Raw genomic sequence first — 20341 nt, forward strand, 5'->3', positions numbered from 1 at the left:
TTATTGATCTGGAATTTCAGCTTCAATCAATAAAGTAAGCAAAGATAAGGATTCTTGCCATCCCAAATAACACGCCTCCTCGGGAATAACTTCTGGTATACCTTCTTGCGTAATATGTACTTCTGTACCTACCAATACGCTTTTTAATGTAATAGTAACCTGCATAGTCCCAGGTAAATTTGGGTCATCGAATTGATCGTTATATCGAATTAATTCATTTGGAACTAATTCAACATATGTTCCACCAAAAGCGTGTGTTGAACCTGTCGAAAAATTGGTAAAACTCATTTTGTATGAGCCACCCACACTTGCATCAAAACTATGAACCTTGGCAGTAAAACCGTGCGGTGGTAACCACTTTACTAAAGCATCTGGATCTAAAAATGCACGGTAAACTCGCTCGGCTGGAGCCTTAAATACGCGATGAAATTTTACTGTTCCTGTTGCCATCATATTCTCCTTATTTTAATTTCTTTTAAATTATCGAAATTATGCTTATTAGCTTAAACCTTCCGATTTATCCGAACGTATATTTTTGGTGTTTTTTCAAACAAAATACTTTTTTCAGGCGAAATCAAATTACGAAAACTATGGCTGATTTTTTAGTAAAAATGGAGCAAAATAGTCAGCAATCATAAAGAAACATATTGAATTTGAGATTAATCATGAGTCTGCTCGCTTTCTCCTCATATGCTTTAAACGGTGTAGATGCACAGAAGTTTTTACAAGGCCAAGTTACTGTAGATACTGAACGTTTAGCTGAAAATGAAACTCGTTATACAGCCATCTGTGATCTTAAAGGTCGTATTCACTTTGGCTTGTGGCTAAAAAAGATTAATCCTGAAAGTTTTGAAATTGTAGTTGCTCAAGATCAAGCTGAAGAGTTTGCCAAACATATTAAAAAATTTGGTGCTTTTTCGAAAATGACTTTGAGTGAACAAGGTGCTGTGTTTCCAAAAGTTGTGAATCATCAAACTGAGTTCAGTACAACTGAAACTGATATTTCTGAATGGCAAAAACAAGCCATTATGACTGGTCAAGCATGGATTACACAGGCAACTGAACATGATTTCCAACCACAAGAATTGCGTTTACATCAACGTGAAGGTGTCAATTACGATAAGGGCTGTTACTTAGGTCAGGAAATTGTGGCGCGTCTTTGGTTTAAAGCAAAACCAAAACACTGGTTACATCTGGTTCAGGGTACAGGTGAAGCACCTGCTTCAGCAACTCAACTAAATAACGATATTGAAGTCGTTAATAGTATTGCAAATGATCAAGGTTATCTTGCTTTAGTTGTTGCTAAACCTGCTGCTCTACAAGAGTTGGGGCTTCAAGTTCTTGAGTTACCTGAAGCTTTAAGTGGCGATGTTGCAAGACCACAATAATAATTTTATTAGCTCGAATTGCCCACTTCTAAGTTAGTGGGCTTTTTTATAGATACAAAACACTAATGATTTCATTAGATTAGAACGTCAATTTTTTAAGTTTTATATGCCATCATTAGCCCTGTTGAAATTAAAGAGAAAAAAGATGAAAACTAAACTTGCTACACTCATGTTGAGTCTGGCTATTTTCGGTTCTGCTCATGCTGACGTTAAAGCCCTTGAACAAAATCTTAAGACGAATTATCCAGATTTGCCTGTAAAAGGTGTTTATCAATCTCCTGTTCAAGGCATCTATGAAGTGTATACAAGCGGCCGCATTGTCTATACAAACCAAGATGCCAAGTACTTTTTTGTCGGTAACCTAGTCGACATCAAACAACAAAAAAATATGACTGAAGAACGTATTGCCGAACTGGGTAAAATTGACGTTAAAAGTTTGCCATTAAATCAGGCCATTAAATATGTAAAAGGTAAAGGCGAACGTACGATCTATGTCTTTAGTGACCCCGATTGCCCATATTGCCAGCGCTTAGAGCAAAATATGGTTGGTGTTGATAACGTAACGGTATATGTGTTCCTTTATCCTCTTACTAGTTTGCATCCAAACGCTGAAAAAGTTTCAAATCAAATCTGGTGTTCAAAAAATCCAGCAGAAGCGTGGACAAATTACATGCTTAACCGCAAATTGCCGACTAATAGCAAAAGTTGCTCGAGTCCAATTCAGAAAAATATCGCTTTAGGTCAAAAATTAAATATTGATGGAACACCTACCCTGTTCTTGCAAGATGGCCAAAGACTCTCTGGTGTACCAAGTGATGCCAAGCAAATTGAAGCATTACTTCAGTCAGCAAAATAATAATATTACCCACTCCGTTATATTAATGTGAGTGGGTCTTTTTTCTCCACAATTTGCCCAAAGTGCAGCGCTTTATATACAAATCGGCTGTTTACTTTCAGCAATCAATATTTATGATGAGAAATGAAACTATTTAATGCATCAATGGAATGATGTAGCTACGAAGTAAAAGGTTAAAAAGAAATGAAGAAATTACTAATCGCAAGCCTAATCACCCTTTCAAGTGCATCAATTTTTGCAGCTGATAACACGGCGACTGCTGCTAAAACCGATGTTTTCAAACAAGCTGAACAACTCTACGCAGCAAAAAATTACTCTGCCGCATTTCAAGAAATGCAACGCCTAGCCCAAACAGGGAATGCCCAAGCCATCTATAACTTAGGCTATATGACTCAAATGGGCCAAGGTACAGCAAAAGACTCTTCTAAAGCCCTCAAATATTATGAAGATGCTTCAAATAAAGGTTACGCCCAAGCGAGTTACACGCTTGCACAAATTTATGAGACTGGTGAATTAGGGGTTGCCAAAGACAGCAACAAATTCAGTCAATATATTCAAAAGGCATCGGCTCAAGGTTCTGATGATGCAACTGTGAAAATCGCGACGATTTTATTTGCTCAGAAAAAACCGCAGTCACATCAAATTGCCCTTCAAAAGTTAGCGCCTTTAATTAGAAAGGGTAATTATCCAGCGACTCAGGTGAAAGCACTTTATGATATTAGCCAAGGTGTGGAAAATAAAAATCCGTTAATGAAACGCCAAGGTATCGAAGCTTTGCAATCGATTGCTCAAAAAGGCTACGCTCCTGCATCTATGGCTTTAGCGACCATGATGGCGAATGGCAATATCATTCCGCAAAATTTACCTGAGGCCAAAAAGATCTTTACTGAACTTGCCAATCAAAATGTTCCTAACGCTAAAGAGTCTTTAGCCTCGGTTGATAAGATTATTGCAGAAAAAAGTAAACAGGCTGCAAATGCTCCCGCACAGCCAGCACCCAAAAAATAGTCAATGAAAAGCCCCGTAAGGGGCTTTTCTTTTACCACCACAAAGCAATAAGCCCGCTAACGCCAATAAAACCAACAACTGTACTAATCATAAGCGGTGTTAATGCTTTTTCATTTAATCCATAAGCTTGTCCAAAAATTCCGAAAGCAATCGGCATTGGTAAAGCAGCAATTAATGTTCCTGCATAAAGCATCTCACGACTTACATTTGGAGTGATCAAAAAGAGAGAAAAAATCACGGATGGCATGAGGATAACTTTAAATATCGCCAACAAAATACTTTCTGTATTTACTGTTGTGATTCCAATACCCACTAAACTCCCGCCAATAGCAAACAAAGCCAAGGGCGAAGCTGTACGTCCAAGTAACTCTAGAGACTGATCAAGTGTCGTAGGAAGATTAACATCGAAAAGAATGCATCCCATTCCAACCAAAATCGCGATAATGACAGGATTCTTGAGTAAGTTTAAAAAAGTCTGTTTTAAAAGCGGTAAAAGATTTTGTTGTTGATGTAAACCAGCTTCGGCCAGAATGAGCATCAGCGCCACAATCAATAAATTTTCAATGATGAGTGTTAAAGAAATATAAATCGCAGCGTGATTACCTATCAACATGGTTAAAATAGCTGTTCCCATAAATCCAGTATTGGACATAGATGCACCCATCGAAATCACGGCGCTATGAGTTAAACTATTTTTAAAATATTTTCGATAGAGAATAAAAGCCAAGAAAAATAAAATTAAAGACCCACCACCATAAGCAAGAAAATAAGCAGGGTGCCAAATGTCTTGTAAGCTTTTATTTGCCAATGAATGGATTAAAAAAGCAGGTAAGGAAATTTTAATTACAAATGCGCTAAGAGCCCTGATCTGTTCAGGTGTTACCAATTTGATGAGGACACAAATATAGCCCATCAATAGCAATATCAAGATAGGTAAAATAACCTGAAAAACCACTGACCATCCTCACTTAGCGAAAGAAAATGGGCAAAGATGACTTTGCCCAATACAATTAAAAAGAGTTAAAAAGCTGCTTTAATCCATGAGGTTGGCAACGTAAATATTGAGGCGCAATTTTAACTTCTGCCCCTAAAGCCGCTGCTGCATGCCAAGGCCATCTTGGGTCATACAACATTGCACGAGCAAGACCAATAGCATCAGCTTGCTGGTTTTCCAAAATTTGTTCGGCATGTTCTGGCTCAGTAATTAACCCTACAGCAATGACTGGAATGGACACATGCTTTTTGACTTGTTCAGCAAATGGAACTTGGTAACCTGCCCCAATCGTAATAGATTGATGCTCGTGCAAACCACCACTAGACACATGCACATAGGCTGCACCCAATTGCTCTAAAGCTTTTGATAAACCCACTGTAGATTCAACATCCCAGTGCTCGATACTCTCTAACCAATCGGTTGCAGACAGTCTAACACCAACAGGATAACCTTCTGGTACAGCGAGTTTAATTGCCTGAAGAACCTCAAGAGTCATACGCATACGGTTTTCTAAAGAACCGCCATATTCATCAGTACGCTGATTGGCAATTGGCGATAAGAATTGATGAAGTAAATAACCATGTGCAGCATGAACTTCAATCAACTCAAATCCAGCTTCTACAGCACGTTTTGCAGCTGCTGCAAAGTCTTGTTGAACCTGTTTAATCTCAGCAATGGTCAAAGCATGGGGCGCTGCATCATGGACAGAAAAAGTACTTTCACTTGGTGCAACCGTTTGCCAACCATGAGGCTGATCTTTTGCAATTTGACCTTTGCCTAACCATGGCTTTTCAGTAGACGCTTTACGCCCTGCATGTGCTAACTGAATTCCAAATGGCATTGGTGAAAGTGTATGAACCTTAGCTAACAACGCTTTGATTTGATCACGTTGCAGATCATTCCAGAGCCCAAGGTCAGCATAGCTAATCCGACCTTCAGGTTGTACAGCAGTCGCCTCTACAATACAAAGTCCTGCACCAGATAATGCATAATTTGCCCATTGCTGTTCATGCCAATAGGTAATTTCACCATCATCTGTTGCCGAATATTGGCACATTGGAGCAATTACAATTCTATTGACCAGTTGTAGTGAACCAAAGTTAACCGTTTCAAATAATTTTGCCATTTTTAATTCCTAGAATTGCTTAATTACACGTAAACCTGCACTCCAGTTACGTCCATCCGCTGGTTCAAAATAACGTCCATTACCATCATTTACGATCACTGAACCTGCATAGTTTTTATCAAATAGGTTATCAACACGGGCAAAGCTATTCACTTTCCAGTCGCCCATTACCCATGCATAACCCACATTAGCTGAGGTTACACTGTAGCTTGGTGCCGCGTCACTGTTGGTATCATTCACGTATACTTTATCCATATACTGTACATCTACACCGCCATATAGACCGTGCGATGGCTGCCAAGCTAAAGAGGCATAAGCTTGGTTTTTAGCAATTCCAGGAATGGCATTACCCGATGGAATTTGAGCAATACTTCCTAAAGCTGGAATATCAGCATCAAAAGTTGCATCTAAATATGTATAGCTAGCAGTCGCTGTTAAATCTCGCCACAACTTTTTATTCCATGCAAACTCTACGCCTTCACGTAAGGTTTTATCGGCATTACGGAATGTTGATCGACCATTTGAGTTGCCGGCAGAAACGATGTCATCTTTGGTTTTAGTTTGAAAAACCGCCAAAGTAAAATCGCCTAATTGGTTTTGTGATTTCAAGCCTGTTTCATAGGTATCACTCGTTGATGCTGTTAAATCAAAATTAAAACCACTTTCTCCATCTGGACGATATGCCATTTCAGTAAAAGTTGGCGTTTCAAATCCTTTGGCATAACTCACATAAGCCATGAGTTCAGGTAAAATTTGCCAGCTTAAAGCAGCCGAAGGTAAAACTTTATCGTAATCAGTCTTACCACTATCGTCGCCATTACTTAAATAGTTATCTTTAGATTTGTAATGGACATTGCTATAACGAACACCCGTATCTAAACGCCAAGTTGGTAAGAACTGCCATGACGCTTGTAAATAGGGGTCGATATTCCACAAAGTATTATCTTCATCACGACGCAAATTACCTTTGACGCCATAAGAAGGCTGCCCGTTTACTAAATTAAAGTTTTCAAAACCTTTACGATCTTCATCCATTGCATCGAGTGCAACACCAACACTTAGAGTAGTATTAGGAAGTAACTCTTTGCCCGTCCAACGGAAATCAGCACCATAATAATCACGCTCAAAATCAATTACCCCGCCTGCATGATTGATGCTGGCATCTTGTGTTGATTTAGGTATAGATTGATATTGAGTGACTTGGCGATTACCTAAATATGCCATGGCATAGAGTTCATTTTTATCATTAATCGGTTTAGACCAAGTCACACCCGTTTGAGTTTGTTCAATATCTTTACGGACATTAAATTGCTTTAAGAATGGAACTTGTTGCTTTGGATTAGCATTCCACTGGTCATGTGTTAAACCCTGCGGGTCATCTGCATGAATTTTGACATAGTTGGTTATCCAGTTGATTTTGCTACCATCATTAAGATTCCAACTGAGCTTTGCATTATTTAATACTTTTTCTGCACCACTATGTTCTCGGTAACCATCAGTATCGAAGTATGATGAACTAATAACATAGCTTGGTTCATTCGCACCCTTTGCCCCACCTTGTAGCACGAGTCCCGCTCGGCTTTTATCGTGACTGCCTCCCGAATAACTCAGCTCAATTGAATCTTTTCCTTGTCCTTCTTTAGTAGAAGTTAAAATTGTCCCGCCAGATGAGTTTCCATATAGTGATGAAAAAGGTCCCGTTAGAACTTCAACATGATCCAAACTACTTAAATCGATATTAGACGTTTGACCCTGTCCATCTGGCATCGTAGCAGGAATACCGTCCACATACAGGCGAATGCCTCGAACACCAAAAGTTGAACGCGCACCAAAACCACGCATAGAGAGCTGTAAATCTTGTGCATAATTTTCACGATTGCGAAGCTGTAAGCTCGGTATACCCTTTACAACTTCGGTTAAATTTACTTGTGAAGAAGTATCGACTGGAGGTGCATCTATTCGAAAAACCGAAGCCGGCGTCTGCAAATAGGTGGTATCGGTACGGGTTGCTTCCACATGTAACGTTGGCAATACAGTCACGTCTTGGGTTAAGTCTTCTGCCCAAACAAGTGGGCTAGAAATGCAGCCCATACTCATCAAAATACAGTAATGAAGTCGGTCTAAGCGTAATAAGGACATGCTTATTTCCTTTATTTATATTGTAGTTATCATAACAAAAAGCGGTGTCTTGTCTGGATATTGAATTCGATCTGCATTGTTGTAAATCTAGAACACTCTTCATCGATATCTAAAAACTGATTTCCAGATTAAAATTATCGACTCAAAGATGGATGGTCTTTCCAGCAATATCGTTCAGGCCAATCTTTTGCTTCTTCGGCATAATCAATTCCAATCCGTGGCGTCAATATCACTTCTGGCTGCGTTGAAGCTGCTTCAATCCATAATCCAGACTCCTCTCCCAAGGTTTGACCTTTTAAAGTCCGATCAATACCCAAATAGCGTGTTAATTTTCCGGGTCCAGCTAGAAGCTTATATTCTTTTTTTGTTGAAGCACCATTTAAAAATGCAGAACGAATCATGACCCCTTCAGGGATGCCTTCTGTCTGAGTAATCAGATTGAGCATTTCATACATGCCATAAATTAAGTAGACATAAATCGTACCGCCAGAGCGATACATTACATCTGTTCGTGCTGTGCGCTTGTCATTGTAGCTGTGGCAAGCTTTATCACGAACACCCAAATAAGCTTCTGTTTCACTAATTGTGCAACGGATGACTTGACCATCAGGTTGTCGTTTACATAATACGCAGCCAATTAAGTCATAAGCCACTTCTGAGGTTTCACGTTGAAACCAGCTTAATGGTAAAATATCTGACATAGTATTCTCTGAAATATTACATACCACACGTTATACTTGATTAATCCAGTATATCTGTTAATTCTGCGAGTTGGCATGCCTGAGTTACCCGAAGTCGAAACAACCAAAACCAGTTTATTTCCTCTATTGAATCAAAAAGTTCTAAGTGTTGAAGTACGTAATCCGAGCTTACGTTGGCCTATCCCCGATGATGTTCAAAAACTCGTTGGGCAACGTCTCATTGGGTTAAATCGACGTTCAAAATATATTTTGGCAGAGTTTGAACAAGATCAAATGCTCTGGCATTTAGGCATGTCAGGTAGCTTTCGCCTATGCCAAACAAATGATGAGCTGAGAAAACATGATCATTTAATTATTCAATTTGAAGATCAGCAATTACGCTACCATGATCCGCGTCGTTTCGGTTGTATTCTTTGGCTTAATACGGAAACTCAAGGCAAACTCATTGATACTTTGGGACCTGAGCCTTTAAGTGCTGACTTTCATGCAGAATATTTAGCTTCCAAACTCAAAAATAAAGCTGTCGGCATAAAAATTGCACTCATGGATAATCATGTAGTGGTTGGTGTAGGCAATATCTATGCAACTGAAAGCTTATTTAATGTTGGCATTCACCCAGCACAACCTGCTGGTGATTTAAGCATGCAACAGATTGAAAAGTTGGTGGTTGAGATTAAACGAATTCTAAAGTCAGCAATTGATTTAGGTGGTTCGACTTTACGCGACTACAGCAATGCCATGGGTGAAAATGGTTATTTCCAGCAAACTCTACTTGCTTATGGTCGTGCTGGAGAAATGTGTGTTAACTGTGAAACCACATTAGAAAACTTAAAACTTGGTCAACGTGCCAGCGTATTTTGTCCCCAGTGCCAACCACTTAAAAAGCTGAGAAAGCCTTAATTTTTTGGAGAAAGACAACATGCAAACAGCAATTGTCCGTCATATTTTAGTCAAAGATAAAGACTTAGCTGAGCAGCTAAAAAAGAAGTTACAAAATGGTGCCGACTTCGCAAAAATTGCCAAGCAATACTCCACCTGTAATTCGGCAAAACGTGGCGGTGAACTTGGCGAAGTCAAAAAAGGACAACTTGTGCCAGTCATCGACAAAGTTGTTTTTACAGCTGCTGAACGTGTGTTACAAGGTCCAATCAAAAGCCAGTTTGGCTATCATCTTTTAGAAGTTAAATTCCGAATGGGCAGCTTACGTTAATTCCATTAATTTAATTATTTTTTTCAGAAGCTTGAGCCTGTGCATTCAGTTGATATGTCCAGGCTTTAACACACTCACCCGACTCTAATTTCACATCTGCAATGACACGCTGGTATTGAAAACCTTCAAAGTCATCAAGCATTTGCCAGTTTTCAGCAAGTTTTTCTGTACTAAACAAATAACCCTCTACCCAATCCGCTTGCGAATCTAACTCAAGCGCTTTTAAGCCTTTGTCAGGTCCCCAATCTAAAATATGAATCACACCGCGTACACTAGCTTTTTCCCAGCTTCCGCCAATCTGCTCTAAAATATGAGCATTGGCTTTATTCGGACATAAAGTGCCATACACAAAAAGCTGATTCATTTATTTATATCCTTTTTACAATGTACGTAGTTGAGCCTATCGGTAGCCTGTCTATTTTATCAATATCTTTAGTCCAACATGAAATACTAAGTAATAAAAAACGGCACTCTCGGTACCGTTTCCTATTAATTCAGAATATTGTTAAGCTTGCTTTTTCAATTCATCGCGAATTTCACGCAATAACTGAATGTCTTCAGGAGTTGCAGCTGGAGCTTCTGGCTCTTCTTTATTACGACGAAGTTTATTTAATAATTTCACCATTAAGAACACTACCCAAGCCAAAATTAGGAAGTTAATTAAAATGGTGAGGAAATTACCATAAGTTAAAACATTGATACCTGCTTTTTGCAAAGCATCTAAAGATTGCAGATTGGTCGGGTTGGATCCTAGAACAATAAATTTCTGCGAAAAATCAACACCACCACCAGTAATCACACTGATAATTGGCATGATAATATCTTTTACTAAAGAGTCCACGATTTTGCCAAAAGCACCACCAATAATCACACCAATGGCTAAATCCATCATATTGCCTTTAATGGCAAATTCTTTAAATTCTTGAATAATACTCATCTAAACATCTCCAGATGTCGGGGGCCGAAACAGGTCATATTTTTCTTTTTCATTGGCATCTTATCGAATTAGATAGTACTCGCCATGATATTGATAATTTAATATTTTTATCAAAAAAAAGAAAACTATCTCACACTTTAACAACATATTCTCTGATAAGAAAAATATGATTTTAAGCTTAGTTTAATTTTAAATAGAACGATTAAAAAAACCGCTGATCGAAATCAGCGGTTTTTATCATCCGAAGATAAGAATAACTTATTTGTTACGCTTACGTTCGTTTTCAGTCAACCAGCGCTTACGGATACGGATTGACTTAGGTGTTACTTCAACTAATTCATCATCTTCAATGAACTCAAGCGCTTGTTCAAGCGTATATTCAATTGCAGGTACTAAAGTTAAAGCATCATCTGTACCAGAAGCACGTACGTTAGTTAACTGTTTAGCTTTAGTTGGGTTAACCACCATATCGTCTGAACGTGAGTTAATCCCTACGATCATACCTTCGTAAACTTCTAACTGTGGTTTAGCGAATAGACGACCACGGTCTTGCAAGCTGAACAATGCATAGCCAAGGCAAGTACCTTGAACCATAGAAATCAACACACCGTTTTGACGCTTCGCAACAGTACCTTGTTTCATCGGACCGTAGTGAGAGAAGCTTGAAGTCATGATTCCTGTACCAGAAGTCATAGTCAAGAATTCTGAACGGAAACCAATTAAGCCACGTGAAGGTACAGTTGCTTCAATACGGATACGGCCTTTACCGTCAACTTCCATATTTGTCATTTCACCTTTACGGTTACCCATTTGTTCCATTACAGAACCTTGGTGCTGTTCTTCAACGTCAAATGTAACGTTTTCGTAAGGTTCTTGTTTTTCACCGTCAACTTCTTTCAAGATTACTTGTGGACGAGATACGCCCATTTCGAAACCTTCGCGACGCATGTTTTCAATTAAAACTGAAAGGTGAAGTTCACCACGACCAGATACTTTAAAACGGTCTGGACTGTCAGTGTCTTCTACACGTAATGCTACGTTGTGAATTAATTCGCGATCAAGACGTTCACGGATGTTACGTGAAGTAACGAATTTACCTTCTTTTCCTGCAAACGGCGAGTTGTTTACTTGGAAAGTCATTGTTACTGTAGGTTCATCTACAGACAATGGTGGTAAAGCTTCAACATTTTTCGGATCACAAATCGTGTCAGAAATATGAAGTTCATCAATACCTGTAATACATACGATATCGCCTGCTTGAGCAGAATCAACATCAACACGCTCTAGACCGTGGTAACCCATAATTTTTAAGATACGGCCGTTACGTGTCTTACCGTCTTTATCAATAACAGTTACAGGTGTATTTAAACCAATTGAACCACGTTGAATACGACCAACACCGATAACACCTACGAAGCTGTTATAGTCAAGTGAAGAGATCTGCATTTGGAATGGACCATCTGCATCAACTGCTGGTGGTTCAACAATGTCAACGATTGTTTGGAATAATGGCGTCATGTCATCAGCCAATTCTTCTGGAGAAGGACCAGCAACACCACGTAAGCCAGATGCATAAACAACTGGGAAGTCTAGCTGTTCGTCAGAACCGCCAAGGTTGTCGAACAAGTCAAATACTTGGTCAATAACCCAGTCTGGACGCGCGCTTGGCTTGTCAACTTTGTTGATAATTACGATTGGTTTTAAACCACGAGCAAACGCTTTTTGAGTTACAAAGCGAGTTTGTGGCATTGGACCTTCTTGAGAGTCAACCAATAACAATACACAGTCAACCATCGACATTACACGTTCAACTTCACCACCGAAGTCGGCGTGTCCCGGGGTGTCGACGATATTAATACGGTATTCTGTATTCGTACGAGCATCGGTCCATTTAATTGCAGTGTTCTTTGCAAGAATGGTAATACCACGTTCACTTTCAATAGCGCCCGAATCCATGACACGCTCAATCTCACCAGCGCGATCACCAAGAGCACCTGATTGTTGAAGTAATTTATCGACAAGTGTGGTTTTCCCGTGGTCGACGTGGGCAATAATTGCAATATTGCGGAGATTTTTGATATCTGACATAGAATTCGATAAGCCTGAAACTTGAGGGCAAATTATACAGAAAAATTATAGATTTTAGTAGTGACAGTTTATTGACATTGACAAAAAAAATTTCCAATAGCCTGTATTTCGTTTTGTAAAGATAGTTATCTCGATTAGAATAGCGCCAATTTGCAAAATTGCGGCAGACCTACACCCATGTCCAATCAACACTCTCAAGACCATTTAGACCTTGTTTATGGTTTAAATGATCGACCAAAACCTTTGATCGCTTTTTTAGCAGCTTTCCAGCATTTGCTTGCGATTATTGTACCAATTGTTACACCTGGCCTTTTAATTTGCTTAGCTTTAGGCGTTTCACGCACCGAAACTAACATGATTTTATCCATGTCTTTGGTGATTTCGGGTATTGCTACATTTCTACAATGTAAAAAAGTTGGTCCGTTTGGTGCAGGTCTTCTGATTGTTCAAGGCACAAGTTTTAACTTTATTGGTCCTATTATTGGTATTGGTAGTGCAATGGTGGCTGCTGGAACACCAGTCAACCAAGTCATGGCTGCAATTTTCGGTGTAGTAATTGCTGGCTCCTTTATTGAAATGGGTGTTTCGCAAATTCTTCCATGGGTAAAAAGACTAATTACCCCTTTGGTGACAGGTATTGTTGTTTTATTAATTGGCTTAACGCTTATTAAAGAAGGCTTGATTAGTATGGGTGGTGGCTACCAAGCCATGCAAGACCATACTTTTGCAAGTGCAGACAACCTTATTATGTCATGTACCGTACTTGCGATTATTATTGTACTCAATCGTATTCGAGTGGTTTGGATTAAAAGCTCGGCTATTTTAATCGCGCTAGTGATTGGCTACATTCTTGCTGGATTTATGGGACATCTAGATTTCTCTAGTATTAAAGATGCGCCCCTCGTACAAATTCCAACACCAATGCACTTTGGTTTGAGCTTCTCATGGGGCTTATTTATTCCAATGGCATTCATTTATTTAGTAACCTCTTTAGAAGCCATTGGTGATGTGACAGCAACCAGTAAACTTTCTAACCAACCCGTTAATGGTCCTGAATGGATGAAACGCATTAAAGGTGGTGTATTAGTAAATGGTGCAAACTCTTTACTCGCTGGATTATTTAATACTTTCCCAAGTTCTGTTTTCGCTCAAAATAATGGTGTAATCCAACTCACTGGTGTGGCTAGCCGCTATGTAGGGATCTGGATTGCCGGATTACTTATTTTATTAGGTCTATTTCCTGCGGTAGCTGGTGTTATACAAGCAGTTCCTCAAGCAGTTTTAGGCGGCGCTGTTATGGTGATGTTTGGTGCCGTGGCTGCATCAGGCATTAATATTCTTTCATCTATTCACCTTGATCGCCGAGCATTATTAATTATTGCCATCTCACTTGCATTAGGTTTGGGTGTTGCTCAAGTCCCTCAAATTTTAGAGCATCTTCCAGAATTATTTAAAAATATTTTTAGCTCTGGCGTGGCAACAGGTGGTATAGCAGCATTAATTTTAAATGTTGTGCTTCCTGAAACACATAAATAACTAACTTTTAATTTTGATTACTGCCCAGCTCCCACTGGGCATTCTTCTTCATGAGAGATGTACATGGATCCTAGAAGTGAAGTGGTATTAAGACAGCAAGACTATTTGAAAGGTAGTATCTTGTTAATTAATGCACCGAATGATGCCTTAGTCAGTCAATTACCAGCTGGAACTGATGCGTCAGTCTGGACATGGAACCATGCCGACTATCAAGGATTTATAAATAGTGGAACAAAAGCTCACTTCTCAGTTGAATTTCCCTCACAAGAATTCGACCAAGCAATTATTTTTGTTCCAAAATCAAAAGAACTCTTAAATTACATATTACATGTAGTGATGAGCCACCTAAAAACAAACCAATCTGTTTTTTTAGTCGGTGAAAAAAAAGGTGGAGTAGAAAGAGCGGCCAAACAATTACAAAGCTTTGGCAAAGTACTAAAACTTGATAGTGCACGTCACTGTCAACTATGGCACTTAAAGATTGAGAAAACAGAACAAATTAAACCTCTAGAAAAATGGCTTAAAATCTATACTGTTCAGGTTAATGAACAAGAGCTTACGATTTGTGCCCTTCCCGGTGTTTTTAGCCAAAATCATCTAGATGTCGGAACTGCTGTTTTACTCCCTTATCTTAATCAGGTGAAATCAGGTAGAATTGCCGACTTCGGGTGTGGTGCTGGAATTATCAGTTGCTATTTGGCAAAAATAAATTCAAGTAATATTATTCATGCCCTAGATATTGATGCTTTCGCTTTACGGTCAACGGAAATGACTTTTAGTCGAAATGGAATAGGTTCAGACCAGTTGAGATTGCAGCCTGTGATAGGTATTGCAGACGCTCCAACAGAACTCGATGCCATTGTCAGTAATCCTCCTTTCCATCAAGGTATTCATACCAACTATGATGCAAGTGAAGGACTCTGCCAAAACGCTAAAAAACATTTAAAGGCATCAGGTGAGCTATGGATTGTAGCAAACCGTTTTTTAAATTATCCGATCTTAATTGAGAAGCACTTTGGTCAGTGCCAGATTAAAACTGATCTTCAAGGCTTTAAGGTGTTATATGCCTGTGCATAACAAACTATGTAAGGAATCTCCATGAGCGAAACACATGCTCCTGAAAAACTCCAGCGTAAGCTCGGGGCTCGTCATCTGAATATGATCGCCATTGGTGGTTCCATTGGTACAGGCCTCTTCCTTGCTTCTGGATCGACCATTGCAAATGCTGGCCCAGGTGGAGCACTACTCGCCTATTCTCTTATTGGTATTATGATTTACTTCTTAATGACCAGTTTAGGTGAGCTTGCAACCCATAATCCAACTTCTGGGGCTTTTTTTACATATGGTAGTCGTTATGTCGAAGAAGGCTTTGGCTTCGCTTTAGGTTGGAACTATTGGTATAACTGGGCAATTACAGTTGCATTCGAACTTGTAGCGGTTCAGTTTATTATGAAGTTCTGGTTCCCTGATATTCCAGGGTTTTACTGGAGTGCGCTGTTCCTCATCGTAATTTTTGCAATCAATGCCATGACAGTAAAAGGATTCGGCGAAAGCGAATTCTGGTTCTCAATGGTAAAAGTGATTGCGATTGTAGCGTTCATTATCATTGGCTTAGCCATGATCATTAAGATTATGCTAACTCCAGGTGTCGCAGCTTTTGGAAACTGGACCTATAAAGAAGCACCTTTTGTTGGTGGTTTACAGGCCATGATCGGCGTAGCAATGATTGCCGGATTCTCTTTCCAAGGGACTGAAATGGTGGGGGTTGCTGCTGGTGAATCTAAAGATCCAAAGAAGACGATTCCACTTGCAATCAAACAGATTTTCTGGCGAATCTTATTATTTTATATCTTATGTATCTTCATTATCGGCACGCTAATTGCCTATGATGACCCAAATTTACTACAAGCTGCTGCCACTGAAAATGTTGCACTTTCTCCGTTTACATTGCTCTATGAAAGAGTTGGCTTTGCTTTTGCAGCTGGTTTAATGAATGCTGTCATTCTTACTGCTATTTTGTCAGCAGGTAACTCAGGCATGTATTCATCAACTCGTATGTTATTTAAAATGGCTCAGGAAGGTCGTGCACCAAAGTGGTTTGCAAAACTTGATGGTCGTGGCGTTCCAATGAATGCACTATATGCCACCACTTTTATTGCCGCTTTTTGTTTCTTGACAACGTTTATTGGCGAAAAACAAGTCTTTAACTGGCTACTGAATATGTCTGGGATGTGTGGTTTCATTGTCTGGCTGGGCATTGCGATTTCTCACTATCGTTTCCGTAAAGGTTATATTGCTCAAGGATATAAATTAGAAGATTTAGCTTACCGTGCCAAATTTTTCCCATTTGCCCCTTGGTTTGCCTTTATTCTCTGTTCAATCATCATCTTAGGGCAGAACTATCAAGCCATTTTAGGTGGAAAAATTGACTGGTTAGGCCTACTTTCAACTTATATTAGTTTGCCATTATTCTTAATTATTTGGTTAGGCTATAAGTGGAAAAATAAAACTAAACTGATCGCTTATGATCAAATGAATGTGAAGCCAGAGCAAGACTAAGAATCGGTAATTAAAAGTAAATCAAAGATCAAAAGCTTGATCTTTGATTAAAAAAGCGTAAAATGCCGTTCAGATTTTCAACGGCGCTTTTAAATAAGGAGGACATCATGCCAACACTACAAGGTAAAACAGATTAAATAATTTGGCACGATGTCAGCTCACGGACAAGTGTACAAATTCACTTCACTTGTCCGAATGCTCAAATTTAAGACCTAGCATTCGCTAGGTTTTTTTATGCCTGCTCGGACAAAAATAAGAGAAAAATTATGGGCATACAAAAAATATTAAATCAGGAAGCACTTTACGGTGTTCCCGTTAAAATTTTCACTCAAGATATAGATAGTGAAAGTATCCAACAACTCAAGAAAATGGCTCAACTGCAATTTATCTACTCACATATTGCTGTTATGCCAGATGTTCACGTAGGAAAAGGCGCGACTGTAGGCAGTGTTATTCCAACTAAACATGCCATTATCCCAGCTGCTGTAAGTGTAGATATTGGCTGTGGAATGAATGCAATTCGCTTAAGTCTAAAGGCCTCGCAATTGCCTGATAACTTAAGTCGTTTACGCGATGCAATCGAACGTAAAGTACCAGTCGGATTTGCTTTGCATAAACAAGTTAAAGCAAAAGCTTCTAGCATTATTCCACTTGAAAAACGCTTAGAGCCTATTATCAAAAAGCATCCTGGACTTGTTCGAATGCTTCGACAATTTGATGCAACATGGCAAAAGCAACTTGGTACTTTAGGTGGTGGCAACCACTTTATCGAGCTATGTATTGATGAAAATCAAGACATATGGGTAATGCTACATTCAGGTAGCCGAGGACTGGGTAACGTTATTGGCACTTATTTTATTGAATTAGCCAAGAAAGAAGCTCAGCATCGCTTTGGCCACGTACCAGATAAAGACTTAAGTTATTTTGCCGAAGGCTCAACTAGTTTTGATGATTATGTAGAAGCTGTAGAGTGGGCTCAAGAATATGCTTTTGAAAATCGCAAAGAAATGATGCGTTTAATTTTAGAAGCGATTCGCCCACTTCTACCCTCTTTTCAAATGACCAAAGAGGCTATTAATTGTCATCATAATTATGTAAGCCGTGAAACACATTTCGGTGAAAGTTTACTAATTACCCGAAAAGGTGCAATTCGAGCAGGCTTAGATGAATTAGGCATTATTCCAGGTTCAATGGGAGCACGCTCTTATATCGTCAGAGGTAAAGCAAACCCTGAGTCATTTTGTTCTTGTTCTCATGGAGCAGGTCGCAAGATGAGTCGAAGCAAAGCAAAAACTCTTTTTAACCAGCAAGATCTTATTGAACAAACCCAAGGTATTGAATGCCGTAAAGACAGTGGCATTGTTGATGAAATCCCAAGTGCTTATAAAGATATTGATGAAGTCATGGCAAATCAGGCCGACCTCATTGAAGTTGTTCACACACTTAAACAAGTTTTATGTATTAAAGGTTAAAACATGAAAATTAAAGAAATGCCAAAAATCAAAGTCCGTAATCAAGTGGCTCTTTCCCCTTTACTTCACAAAGGTGGAATGCATGAAACAGAGAAACCTCGTACTCAACATCGTAGAGATAGACAAGATGCTAAACAGCAATTAAGAAAAGGTGATTGGTAAATAATTTAGACCAAGACCGAAAGTAATTATTATTATTAAGGAGATATAGAAATGACTAAATATTTTAAAAATCGCAATAAAAAAAGCGACTCTAACGAGTCGCTTTTTTACTGTTCAAGAACTCAAATTATTGAGCTGCTGCAGGAGCTGCCGCTTCTTGACCAGGTTGAACAACTACAGTACGGCTACCAGTGATTGTCGCGAATACACGACGGTTCATAGCACGACCTTCTTTAGTTTTGTTGTCAGCAATCGGTTGATCCCAAGCGAAACCTTGAGTAGACAAACGAGATGCATCAACGTTGTATTCGTTTACAAGAGCTGATTTAACAGAGTTAGCACGAGCTAAAGATAAACGTTCGTTTAACTTACGTGGACCAGTGTTATCTGTGTGACCTTCGATACGTGCAGTAGCGTTAGGGTATTCAGTTAACTTCTCAGCAACTTTAGCGATTTCTGGCTTGTATTGGTCTTTGATGTTTGATTTGTTAGTATCAAAGAACACACGAAGTTCCATGTTAAGGTCTTCAGTTAACTCTTGTGGTTGTGGAGCAACTGGAGTTGGTTCAACTGGAGCAACTTCTACTACAGGAGCAGCAGGCTTCAGGTGACCACCAAGAACTACGTTTAAACCAGCAAGAGCTGTATAGTTCCAGAATTTTTCGTCAAAGTTATAAGTACCACGAGCTTCTGTACGAAGAGATAAAGCATCGTTTAAGCGCCAGAAAGCACCAAAACCAGCATTACCTAAAGTACCTTCTTCATCAGTATGGTAGCCAAGATCAGGAATCTCGTATTTGTAGTGACCAGCACCTAACAATACGTATGGCTTGATTTTGCTGTCATAGTTTTTAGTGATTAAATCAGAAGTAACATAGAAGTTACCATTGATTTGTTTTTGTTTGTATTCAGAACCAGCTGCAAGGCCGTCTACATCACCTTTAACTTGGTTATATTCAGCTTCAAAACCTAACCATGGTGTTAACTCAATACCAAGAGCTGCACCAACGAATAAATCGTCTTGTAGTTCAGGTCCGTTAGTTAACTCGCCATCTTTACCGCCATTGTTGTGTTGAGTGTCTTGGAAAGTGTAACCAAGCAATAATGGTGTAACAGTTACGCCAGCATTAGCAGCAGCTAATGGAGCAGCAACAAGCATAGCAAGTGCAATACGACTCAATTTCATGGATATCCTCCAGAGATAACAATTGTTGTTCAAGCTCAGCCTAAATTTATTGGCCCCTGAGATATTTTCACCCCAGTATTATTTTTAAGCTATTCACATTTGAATCATACAAACACTTGATAGACTTTCCAAGTGCTTGATAATTTTAATCAAGTAAATTATTGACAAAATTACTTACAATTTCCGTTGTAATTCGGTAATTTTTTACTCAACTAGCAAATATGAACAACTTCTTTCTTTCGCTTAGGGGGATTTTACCAGTATTCTAGCGTCCTGATAACCTTTATTTAATTTTGTGTTTCCTCATTATAAAAAGTCATATAAATCATTGATAGAACGCATAAAATCAAAATATTTCTTTATATATTAAGGAATTTTAATGTTTAAATCTCCCGGTTTCACATTGATGGAACTCACTGTAACGCTCGCAATTCTTATGATTATGTTCACCCTAGCCCTTCCTTTATACCACCAATTTATGGCTTCAATGGAATTAAAAAACACGCCTCAACTACTCACAATTCATATACAAAAAGCCAAATACGACGCAATTCTACGACATAAGAGTGTCGTACTTTGCCCAAGTGTTGATTTGTCTATATGTAATAGTAATTGGGATACAAGGCTTATAAGCTTTGTAGACACAAATCATAATCTACAAAGAGAAAGCGGCGAAGAAATATTAACCAATATTGAACTTAATCATCGTTATGGCTCTTTGAAATTTCAAAAATTCGGCAAAAAATTAAATAGTATCGTATTTCAGGGAGATACCGGACTTCCACGTGAGTCTAACGGCAGTTTTACTTATTGTTCTGATAACCAGCTTAAAAACTTTAAATTAGTCCTCAGCAAAATGGGGCATGTCCGCTTAGAAGAACTTCAAAATTGTTAGAACTCTACAGTCTAATACAGAATCCAAGCCATCCCCCATTTTGCAATATACTGCTTAAGTTTTAATGTTTTCTTAATTTGAGAT

At 38.9% G+C, this 20341-nt stretch carries 20 protein-coding genes and 1 pseudogene; 12 read left to right on the forward strand and 9 right to left on the reverse strand.

Translation table 11 applies throughout. The features are described from left to right. Positions 1-453 carry an SRPBCC family protein gene (locus tag AC1PJP_RS04030; protein WP_111856196.1) on the reverse strand — a complete coding sequence of 151 codons (453 nt, stop codon included), beginning with the start codon at positions 451-453 and terminating at the stop codon, positions 1-3. Between the two features lie 38 nt (positions 454-491). On the opposite strand from AC1PJP_RS04030, the pseudogene AC1PJP_RS04035 reads away from it, so the two are divergent. The 4 genes and pseudogenes from AC1PJP_RS04035 to AC1PJP_RS04050 all read left to right on the forward strand — a co-directional run bounded on the left by AC1PJP_RS04035 (position 492) and on the right by AC1PJP_RS04050 (position 3252). Further along, a pseudogene (locus AC1PJP_RS04035) lies at positions 492-606 on the forward strand (hypothetical protein). A gap of 59 nt (positions 607-665) precedes the next feature. Beyond that, a complete protein-coding gene (gene ygfZ, locus AC1PJP_RS04040) occupies positions 666-1388 on the forward strand; it encodes a CAF17-like 4Fe-4S cluster assembly/insertion protein YgfZ (protein ID WP_479766561.1) in 723 nt (240 codons plus the stop codon). A 145-nt stretch (positions 1389-1533) separates the two neighbouring features. Further along, positions 1534-2244: a DsbC family protein gene (locus AC1PJP_RS04045; RefSeq protein WP_005309781.1), complete on the forward strand. Its 711-nt coding sequence runs from the start codon at positions 1534-1536 to the stop codon at positions 2242-2244. Between the two features lie 183 nt (positions 2245-2427). Continuing rightward, complete coding sequence (locus AC1PJP_RS04050) at positions 2428-3252, forward strand: tetratricopeptide repeat protein (protein WP_107881240.1); 825 nt, start codon at positions 2428-2430, stop codon at positions 3250-3252. A 31-nt stretch (positions 3253-3283) separates the two neighbouring features. Here the strand turns inward: AC1PJP_RS04050 and AC1PJP_RS04055 are convergent, their stop codons facing one another. The 4 genes from AC1PJP_RS04055 to AC1PJP_RS04070 form a co-directional block, all read right to left on the reverse strand. After that, on the reverse strand, positions 3284-4207 hold the full coding sequence (locus tag AC1PJP_RS04055; protein ID WP_111856193.1) for an AEC family transporter: 924 nt from the start codon (positions 4205-4207) through the stop codon (positions 3284-3286). 55 nt (positions 4208-4262) lie between these two features. Continuing rightward, positions 4263-5372: an NADH:flavin oxidoreductase/NADH oxidase gene (locus tag AC1PJP_RS04060; RefSeq protein ID WP_479766562.1), complete on the reverse strand. Its 1110-nt coding sequence runs from the start codon at positions 5370-5372 to the stop codon at positions 4263-4265. A 9-nt stretch (positions 5373-5381) separates the two neighbouring features. Then, positions 5382-7511, reverse strand: coding sequence for a TonB-dependent receptor family protein (locus AC1PJP_RS04065; RefSeq protein ID WP_479766563.1), 2130 nt, complete (start codon positions 7509-7511; stop codon positions 5382-5384). A gap of 134 nt (positions 7512-7645) precedes the next feature. Beyond that, a complete protein-coding gene (locus tag AC1PJP_RS04070; RefSeq protein ID WP_479766564.1) occupies positions 7646-8212 on the reverse strand; it encodes a DNA-3-methyladenine glycosylase in 567 nt (188 codons plus the stop codon). A 75-nt stretch (positions 8213-8287) separates the two neighbouring features. Between AC1PJP_RS04070 and mutM the strand changes: the two genes are divergently transcribed. Both mutM and AC1PJP_RS04080 read left to right on the forward strand, forming a co-directional pair. Further along, on the forward strand, positions 8288-9112 hold the full coding sequence (mutM, locus tag AC1PJP_RS04075) for a bifunctional DNA-formamidopyrimidine glycosylase/DNA-(apurinic or apyrimidinic site) lyase (RefSeq protein WP_479766565.1): 825 nt from the start codon (positions 8288-8290) through the stop codon (positions 9110-9112). Between the two features lie 19 nt (positions 9113-9131). After that, a complete protein-coding gene (locus tag AC1PJP_RS04080; RefSeq protein WP_005309756.1) occupies positions 9132-9422 on the forward strand; it encodes a peptidylprolyl isomerase in 291 nt (96 codons plus the stop codon). A 10-nt stretch (positions 9423-9432) separates the two neighbouring features. Here the strand turns inward: AC1PJP_RS04080 and AC1PJP_RS04085 are convergent, their stop codons facing one another. The 3 genes from AC1PJP_RS04085 to typA form a co-directional block, all read right to left on the reverse strand. Further along, positions 9433-9786, reverse strand: a complete 354-nt coding sequence (locus AC1PJP_RS04085; protein ID WP_192455263.1) for a gamma-glutamylcyclotransferase family protein — start codon at positions 9784-9786, stop codon at positions 9433-9435. A 141-nt stretch (positions 9787-9927) separates the two neighbouring features. Next, positions 9928-10359: a large conductance mechanosensitive channel protein MscL gene (gene mscL / locus AC1PJP_RS04090; protein WP_013196893.1), complete on the reverse strand. Its 432-nt coding sequence runs from the start codon at positions 10357-10359 to the stop codon at positions 9928-9930. Between the two features lie 258 nt (positions 10360-10617). Then, positions 10618-12447 (reverse strand): translational GTPase TypA, encoded by a 1830-nt coding sequence (gene typA, locus AC1PJP_RS04095; protein WP_004789229.1) that lies wholly within the window; start codon positions 12445-12447, stop codon positions 10618-10620. A 177-nt stretch (positions 12448-12624) separates the two neighbouring features. Here typA and AC1PJP_RS04100 point away from each other — a divergent pair, with 177 nt between their 5' ends. The 5 genes from AC1PJP_RS04100 to AC1PJP_RS04120 all read left to right on the forward strand — a co-directional run bounded on the left by AC1PJP_RS04100 (position 12625) and on the right by AC1PJP_RS04120 (position 18176). Then, the gene (locus tag AC1PJP_RS04100) at positions 12625-13983 is read left to right on the forward strand and encodes a uracil-xanthine permease family protein (RefSeq protein ID WP_049838089.1); all 1359 of its coding nucleotides are present in this window, start codon (positions 12625-12627) and stop codon (positions 13981-13983) included. Between the two features lie 63 nt (positions 13984-14046). Continuing rightward, a complete protein-coding gene (locus AC1PJP_RS04105; protein ID WP_479766566.1) occupies positions 14047-15060 on the forward strand; it encodes a methyltransferase in 1014 nt (337 codons plus the stop codon). A gap of 21 nt (positions 15061-15081) precedes the next feature. Next, positions 15082-16542, forward strand: a complete 1461-nt coding sequence (locus tag AC1PJP_RS04110; RefSeq protein ID WP_151821356.1) for an amino acid permease — start codon at positions 15082-15084, stop codon at positions 16540-16542. A 266-nt stretch (positions 16543-16808) separates the two neighbouring features. Next, on the forward strand, positions 16809-18014 hold the full coding sequence (locus AC1PJP_RS04115; RefSeq protein WP_479766567.1) for an RtcB family protein: 1206 nt from the start codon (positions 16809-16811) through the stop codon (positions 18012-18014). A 3-nt stretch (positions 18015-18017) separates the two neighbouring features. Then, a complete protein-coding gene (locus AC1PJP_RS04120; protein ID WP_479766568.1) occupies positions 18018-18176 on the forward strand; it encodes a hypothetical protein in 159 nt (52 codons plus the stop codon). 127 nt (positions 18177-18303) lie between these two features. Here AC1PJP_RS04120 and omp38 read toward each other — a convergent pair whose 3' ends face one another. Beyond that, a complete protein-coding gene (gene omp38 / locus AC1PJP_RS04125) occupies positions 18304-19362 on the reverse strand; it encodes an outer membrane protein Omp38 (protein ID WP_472893736.1) in 1059 nt (352 codons plus the stop codon). Positions 19363-19741: 379 nt separating this feature from the next. Between omp38 and AC1PJP_RS04130 the strand changes: the two genes are divergently transcribed. Continuing rightward, positions 19742-20257 carry a GspH/FimT family pseudopilin gene (locus AC1PJP_RS04130; RefSeq protein ID WP_479766569.1) on the forward strand — a complete coding sequence of 172 codons (516 nt, stop codon included), beginning with the start codon at positions 19742-19744 and terminating at the stop codon, positions 20255-20257. Positions 20258-20341 lie beyond the last annotated feature (84 nt).

The sequence above is a fragment of the Acinetobacter sp. V116_7 genome (assembly GCF_056735735.1).

Coding starts and splice junctions, on each gene's coding strand:
- AC1PJP_RS04130 (WP_479766569.1), top strand. CDS start 19,742: ATGTTTAAATCTCCCGGTTTCACATTGATGGAACTCACTGTAACGCTC.
- AC1PJP_RS04030 (WP_111856196.1), bottom strand. CDS start 453: ATGATGGCAACAGGAACAGTAAAATTTCATCGCGTATTTAAGGCTCCA.
- AC1PJP_RS04110 (WP_151821356.1), top strand. CDS start 15,082: ATGAGCGAAACACATGCTCCTGAAAAACTCCAGCGTAAGCTCGGGGCT.
- mutM (WP_479766565.1), top strand. CDS start 8,288: ATGCCTGAGTTACCCGAAGTCGAAACAACCAAAACCAGTTTATTTCCT.
- typA (WP_004789229.1), bottom strand. CDS start 12,447: ATGTCAGATATCAAAAATCTCCGCAATATTGCAATTATTGCCCACGTC.
- AC1PJP_RS04105 (WP_479766566.1), top strand. CDS start 14,047: ATGGATCCTAGAAGTGAAGTGGTATTAAGACAGCAAGACTATTTGAAA.
- AC1PJP_RS04085 (WP_192455263.1), bottom strand. CDS start 9,786: ATGAATCAGCTTTTTGTGTATGGCACTTTATGTCCGAATAAAGCCAAT.
- mscL (WP_013196893.1), bottom strand. CDS start 10,359: ATGAGTATTATTCAAGAATTTAAAGAATTTGCCATTAAAGGCAATATG.
- ygfZ (WP_479766561.1), top strand. CDS start 666: ATGAGTCTGCTCGCTTTCTCCTCATATGCTTTAAACGGTGTAGATGCA.
- AC1PJP_RS04065 (WP_479766563.1), bottom strand. CDS start 7,511: ATGTCCTTATTACGCTTAGACCGACTTCATTACTGTATTTTGATGAGT.
- AC1PJP_RS04050 (WP_107881240.1), top strand. CDS start 2,428: ATGAAGAAATTACTAATCGCAAGCCTAATCACCCTTTCAAGTGCATCA.
- AC1PJP_RS04120 (WP_479766568.1), top strand. CDS start 18,018: ATGAAAATTAAAGAAATGCCAAAAATCAAAGTCCGTAATCAAGTGGCT.
- AC1PJP_RS04115 (WP_479766567.1), top strand. CDS start 16,809: ATGGGCATACAAAAAATATTAAATCAGGAAGCACTTTACGGTGTTCCC.
- AC1PJP_RS04060 (WP_479766562.1), bottom strand. CDS start 5,372: ATGGCAAAATTATTTGAAACGGTTAACTTTGGTTCACTACAACTGGTC.
- AC1PJP_RS04045 (WP_005309781.1), top strand. CDS start 1,534: ATGAAAACTAAACTTGCTACACTCATGTTGAGTCTGGCTATTTTCGGT.
- omp38 (WP_472893736.1), bottom strand. CDS start 19,362: ATGAAATTGAGTCGTATTGCACTTGCTATGCTTGTTGCTGCTCCATTA.
- AC1PJP_RS04070 (WP_479766564.1), bottom strand. CDS start 8,212: ATGTCAGATATTTTACCATTAAGCTGGTTTCAACGTGAAACCTCAGAA.
- AC1PJP_RS04100 (WP_049838089.1), top strand. CDS start 12,625: ATGTCCAATCAACACTCTCAAGACCATTTAGACCTTGTTTATGGTTTA.
- AC1PJP_RS04080 (WP_005309756.1), top strand. CDS start 9,132: ATGCAAACAGCAATTGTCCGTCATATTTTAGTCAAAGATAAAGACTTA.